Here is a 5,371-nt window from a genome sequence, read left to right on the forward strand (position 1 = left end):
CCACCCGCGACGCGTCCAATCGGGAGGACTTCTTCTCGATGACCCGCGACGTGCTCGGCGCCGTCATCCCGGGCGCCGGGGCCGAAGTCATCACCGGCGACGAGGAAGCGCGACTGTCGTTCAACGGTGCGGTCGGGGAACTCGATCACTCCCAGGGGCCGTTCGTGGTCGTGGACCTCGGCGGCGGTTCCACCGAAGTGGTGCTCGGCGACGAATCCGGCGTCCATGCCGCCTTCTCCACCGACATCGGGTGCGTGCGCATCACCGAGCGCTGCCTGCACGACGACCCGCCGACACAGGTGCAGATCGACGACGCCCGGGCGTTCGCGCAGCAACGCCTCGACGACGCGTTCGCCCGCGTCCCCGTCGAACAGGCGCACACCTGGGTCGGCGTCGCCGGCACGATGACCACGATCGCCGCAGTCGCGAAAGAACTCCCCGAATACGACGCCGAGCAGGTGCATCTCTCCCGTATCCCGCTGCCCCGGCTGCGGGAGGTCTGCAACTCGCTGATCGCCATGACCCACACCGAACGCGCCGCGCTCGGACCGATGCATCCCGGACGGGTCGACGTCATCGGCGGCGGAGCGATCGTGACCCTCACCCTCGCCGACGCATTCGAGAAAAAGGCCGGCATCGACCAACTCGTCGTCAGCGAACACGACATCCTCGACGGAATCGCCTTGTCGATCGCCTGAGCTAGGGTGATCTGCGCACGGTCACCGAGCAACACCCTCGGCGACCGGTAGCCCCTATAGCCCAATTGGCAGAGGCAGCGGACTTAAAATCCGCCAAGTGTCGGTTCGAGTCCGACTGGGGGCACCAGAAATGCCAGGTAGATCGGTTTTCAGGGTCTGGTGCGCGAGCGTGGAGGCGGTCGCCGCGTTCTGCCGGAGCGATGTCCAGCCGACCGGCCGGTGGGCCGATCGGCTGGTCGCAGTTCCATCCGAGTTCGATCAACGAACTGCAGCAAACCCGCCGTCGACGGGGAGCAGTTGACCGGTGATGAAGTGCGATGCATCGCCGGCGAGGAAGACCAGGACCGGGGCCAGATCGCGCTCGGCGTTTCCGAAGGTTCCGCCGAGCGGGATGTCCTTCCGCAGTTGCTCCTGGTACGCGGCGAGCTCCTCGGGGCCGAGTGAGCTGGTGTACTTGTCGAACATCGGTGTGTTCACATACGGAAGAACCGCGTTCACCCGAATTCCCGACGGTCCCCATTCGCGTGCGACGGTCCGGGTCCACGTGTGAACGGCGCCTTTCGAGGATCCGTAGGTGGCGTTCGACAGCTCCCCGGTGAAGCCGGACATCGAGCCGAAGTTGATGATTGCCCCGGTCCCGGCGTCCTTCATGATTCGAAACGCCGACTGGTTGGTGTGAATCGTGCCGAGAACGTTGACTCGGTAGATGCTCTCGAAGAGCTCGGCCGTGATGTCCTCTGCCATGGCCGAGCGTTGCAGGCCGGCGATGTTCACCAGTACGTCGATGCCGCCGAGTTCTTCTGCGGCGCTGCGGAAGAGTGACTCGGTGGCGGTACCGTCGGTGATATCCAATTTCGAGAATGTCACCGAGCCGGGCCCGGCTTCGTTGGCTTCCTCGGCCGTACTCTGTCCGCCTGCTTCGTTCAGATCGTAGGAGCGGACCTGCGCTCCCTCGGCGACGTACGCCTTGACGATCGCGGCGCCGATCCCCTGCGCGCCGCCGGTGACCAGGATCCGCTTACCTTCTAGTTGCACGAGTGCTTCTTTCGTCGAATTGGTGTGGAGTCAGAGTTCGAGTTGGTGGTGGTGTTGATTCCGTTGCGCGCCGCGAACCGTCAGAAGGGCAGCGACGCTGATCGCCGCGCAACCCAGGGTGTAGTACGCGGCCGATAGAGGATCGCCCGTGGTCGAGGCCAACCAGGTGATGATGTACGGAGCTGTGCCGCCGAAGACGGCAACGGAGAGTGCGTAGGTTACCGAAACGCCGGTGGCGCGGTTGCGTGTGCGGAACCGTTCGGACATGAAGGCCGGCATCGGTCCGCCGACCACTCCGATGAGGATTCCGGCGATGACCAGTGCGATCAGTCCACCGCCGAATCCGAGCTTCAACATGTAGTAGAGCGGGTACGACAGCAGGACCACGGCAACGGATCCGAACATGAGAACGGGACGCCTGCCGACTCGATCGGACAGGGTTCCGAACAGAGGCATCGTTGCACCGGCGACCGCTCCGGTCACGAGAGCGAGAAAGTAGGAGCGCTCGAAGGACATGTCATAACTCGTCGACAGGAAAGTGGGCATGCCGACCATGAACGTGTTGCCGACGGCGTTGTACACGACCACGACGCCCAATGTCGCGAGGAGGTAGGACAGCGGCCTGCGCGAGTTGTCGTCTGATACGGGAAGCTCGCCCGCCGCGATCTCGACCGCGACTTGCCTGAAGTGTGGCGTCTCGTCGACCTTCAGTCTCAGGTAGAGAACGATGATGCCCATCGGGGCGGCCAGGAGGAAGCCGATTCGCCAACCCCACTGTGCCATCGCGTCGTCGGAGAGCAGTACCGCCAGCACGGTTGCGACTCCGCCTCCGAGGACGAAGCCGAGCGTGGTGCCGACGAATGACCACGACCCGTACAGGCCGCGTTTGTCGGCGGGTGCCGATTCCACCATCAACGAGACGGCTCCGCCCACTTCTCCGCCGGCGGAGATGCCCTGTGCGATCCGGCACAGGGTCAGGAGCAACGGGGCGGCGATGCCGATTGCCGAATGCGTCGGAAGAAGTCCGATACATGTCGTCGCGACAGTCATCAACGCGATGATCATCGCGAGGACAGGCTTGCGGCCCATGCGGTCGGTCATCCGCCCGAAGATGATTGCGCCGATCGGCCGGAGGAAGAACGCAAGTGCGAAGAGCAGGAACGTCGACAGGATGGACGCTGTCGGGTTCTCCGACGGAAAGAACAGTGGCGCAATGATCGGCGCCATGTACGCATAGATCGCGAACTCGTACCACTCGATCAGGTTGCCGAGTGATCCGGCCACGAGTGCTTTTCGAGATTTGCGAAGGTCGAGCACCATTTCGGTGCCGGACGTGGAACTCGTTGTGTTCGACATGGTTGCATCCGTTTCGGGTGTGCACCGCCAGGCGGGCATTACACATCGTTGAGCGACGAGTCGTTGTGACTCGAGCCACAGTGTCGTCAACGTGAATGTTGCCCGGTGTCATCCTGGGTTGTCAACACGTGCGTGGATCGAATGGACGTGGAGCGTCAACTGTGACGTTGACATCGGCCATGGCCGCTGTCACCATGGGTGAGAGTCAGTCAACGCTTATGTTGAAAGACGGGATGATCTCGGCGAGGAGCGTTCGGCTCCGATCGCCACATCGATGCGAGAGGTACTCGAATGACGGCAGTACATCGTGATCCGGGCGCGGACAGGGCGGCCGGCGACGACTTCAACCCGGACCGGCTCACCGAGTGTGAGATTCGAACAGCGGTCGGCAGGGCGAATGTGCCCTCGCTCCTCATGGTTGTGTTCCAAACGACGGGCGACCAGAAATGGCTCGCTGCTCCGTACACCCCGACCCGAGGCAAGGGCCTCGGCGACCACGACTCAGGAGGTCTCGACGACGCGATCCAGGAGGAGATTCGCGAGGCTGCGGTGAAGGCTGTTCTGAGTCTGCAGGACGGAGGCCGTCCTGCGATCGAGACCCCGTCACCGGAACTCACGGTTCGAATGATGAGTGTGTGCATGGGCGAACCCGTCGGTGACGAGTACGGACCGATGCTCGCACTCGAGTTGGCGCGACGCGCAGCGCCGGACTCGCCGAGCCTGTCACTCGAACCGGTCGATGCGCCCGAGGGATTCTCGGTCATCGTCATCGGGACCGGTGTCGCCGGAATTGCTGCTGCACAACAACTCGAAGACATGGGCGTGAACTACGTCATCCTCGAGAAGCAACCGGAGGCAGGCGGAAACTGGTGGCAGAATACCTATCCGGGTGCGGGGGTGGACACACCCAGCCATCTGTACTCGTTTTCGTTCGCCAAGAACGACTGGACCACGCACTTCGAACTCCGCAACGAATTGCAGGGCTACTTCGGTCGTGTGTTGAAGGACCTGGGTGCAGGGGAACGCGTCCGTTACGGTACCGAGGTTCGATCGGCGACGTTCGACGAGGCGGCCGCGCAATGGTCCGTGGAGGTGCGCAATCCGGACGGCACTGCGTCCATTCTGCGTTCGGACGTGGTGATCAGCGCGGTCGGTGTGCTGAACCGCCCCAAGAGGCCTGAAGTACCGGGAATGGATACCTTCGAGGGGATCAGCTTCCATTCGGCGGACTGGCCGGAGAATCTGGACCTCGACGGCAAACGCGTCGCTGTCGTCGGTACCGGTGCCAGTTCGATGCAGATCGCCCCGGCGATCGCGGACCGCGTCGCGCATCTGTCGATCTTCCAACGCTCGCCGCAGTGGGTGGCGCCGTTCGAGAAGTTCCGGATGCCCATCCCGATGGAACTCCGGAGACTGATGCAGACCTGCCCGATCTACCACAGTTGGTATTGGATCCGGCTCTTCTGGCAATTCGGCGACAAGGTCATCGAGTCGCTGCGAGTCGATCCCGAATGGGACCATCCGGAGCGCTCGGTGAACGCGCGAAACGACGCGCACCGCGAGTACTTCACCAGATACATCACACAGCAGGTGGGGGACCGGACCGACCTGCTGGACAAGGTGCTCCCGGACTACCCTCCGTTCGGTAAGCGAATCCTCCTCGACAACGGCTGGTTTGCAACCCTGCGCAAGGACAACGTGGATCTGATCGACCGGTCCGTCACCGGGGTGCGCGCCGAGGGCCTCGTCGACGACACCGGGACGGAGACGGACGTCGACGTCATCGTCTGGGCGACAGGTTTCGAGGCTGCTCGCTTCATCAGTTCGATGGAGGTGAAGGGCATCGGTGGGCTGACGCTCCGGGAAGCCTGGAACGACGACGATCCCAAGGCGTATCTGGGAGTGTCGGTCCCCGACTTCCCGAACTTCTTCATGCTGGGCGGCCCCAATTCGTTCCCGGGCAGCGGTAGCTTCATGTTCTTCATGGAGGTTCAGATGCGCTACATCCGTGGTCTTCTCACCGAGATGTTCCGCAACGGGATCAAGGCGCTCGATGCGCGTCCGGCGGCGAATCGTGAGTACAACGACCTCGTCGATTCGACGCATGCCCGCACGGTGTGGACTCACCGGGGAATGTCGACGTATTACCGGAACTCTCACGGGCGAGTGGTGTTCGTGATGCCGTTCCTGAATGTGGAGTACTGGAGGATGACTCAGCGCCCGGATCTGGAGAACTACACCGCGCGGTGACACTCGGACGGCAATGCCCCGGAACCCAATCG

Annotated in this window: 4 protein-coding genes and 1 tRNA gene; 3 read left to right on the forward strand and 2 right to left on the reverse strand. The window is 63.0% G+C overall.

Annotated elements, in window-relative coordinates; genetic code table 11:
* Together ACFTZB_RS42595 and ACFTZB_RS42600 are read left to right on the forward strand one after the other, a co-directional pair.
* Positions 1–698 (forward strand): exopolyphosphatase (locus ACFTZB_RS42595; RefSeq protein WP_378441522.1); only part of this gene is annotated, 698 nt, incomplete at its 5' end.
* Between the two features lie 50 nt (positions 699–748).
* A tRNA-Leu gene (locus tag ACFTZB_RS42600) sits at positions 749–825 on the forward strand.
* A gap of 131 nt (positions 826–956) precedes the next feature.
* Here ACFTZB_RS42600 and ACFTZB_RS42605 read toward each other — a convergent pair.
* A complete protein-coding gene (locus ACFTZB_RS42605) occupies positions 957–1,733 on the reverse strand; it encodes an SDR family NAD(P)-dependent oxidoreductase (RefSeq protein WP_378441524.1) in 777 nt (258 codons plus the stop codon).
* A 30-nt stretch (positions 1,734–1,763) separates the two neighbouring features.
* Positions 1,764–3,089 carry an MFS transporter gene (locus ACFTZB_RS42610; RefSeq protein WP_378441526.1) on the reverse strand — a complete coding sequence of 442 codons (1,326 nt, stop codon included), beginning with the start codon at positions 3,087–3,089 and terminating at the stop codon, positions 1,764–1,766.
* Positions 3,090–3,380: 291 nt separating this feature from the next.
* Here ACFTZB_RS42610 and ACFTZB_RS42615 point away from each other — a divergent pair, with 291 nt between their 5' ends.
* Positions 3,381–5,339 (forward strand): flavin-containing monooxygenase, encoded by a 1,959-nt coding sequence (locus ACFTZB_RS42615; protein WP_378441528.1) that lies wholly within the window; start codon positions 3,381–3,383, stop codon positions 5,337–5,339.
* Positions 5,340–5,371: the final 32 nt, after the last annotated feature.

The sequence above is a fragment of the Rhodococcus sp. NPDC057014 genome (assembly GCF_042673295.1).
Taxonomy (GTDB): domain Bacteria; phylum Actinomycetota; class Actinomycetes; order Mycobacteriales; family Mycobacteriaceae; genus Rhodococcus_F.

Excerpts from the sequence above, each read along its gene's own strand:
- ACFTZB_RS42615 (WP_378441528.1), top strand. The coding sequence starts at position 3,381 with ATGACGGCAGTACATCGTGATCCGGGCGCGGACAGGGCGGCCGGCGAC.
- ACFTZB_RS42610 (WP_378441526.1), bottom strand. The coding sequence starts at position 3,089 with ATGTCGAACACAACGAGTTCCACGTCCGGCACCGAAATGGTGCTCGAC.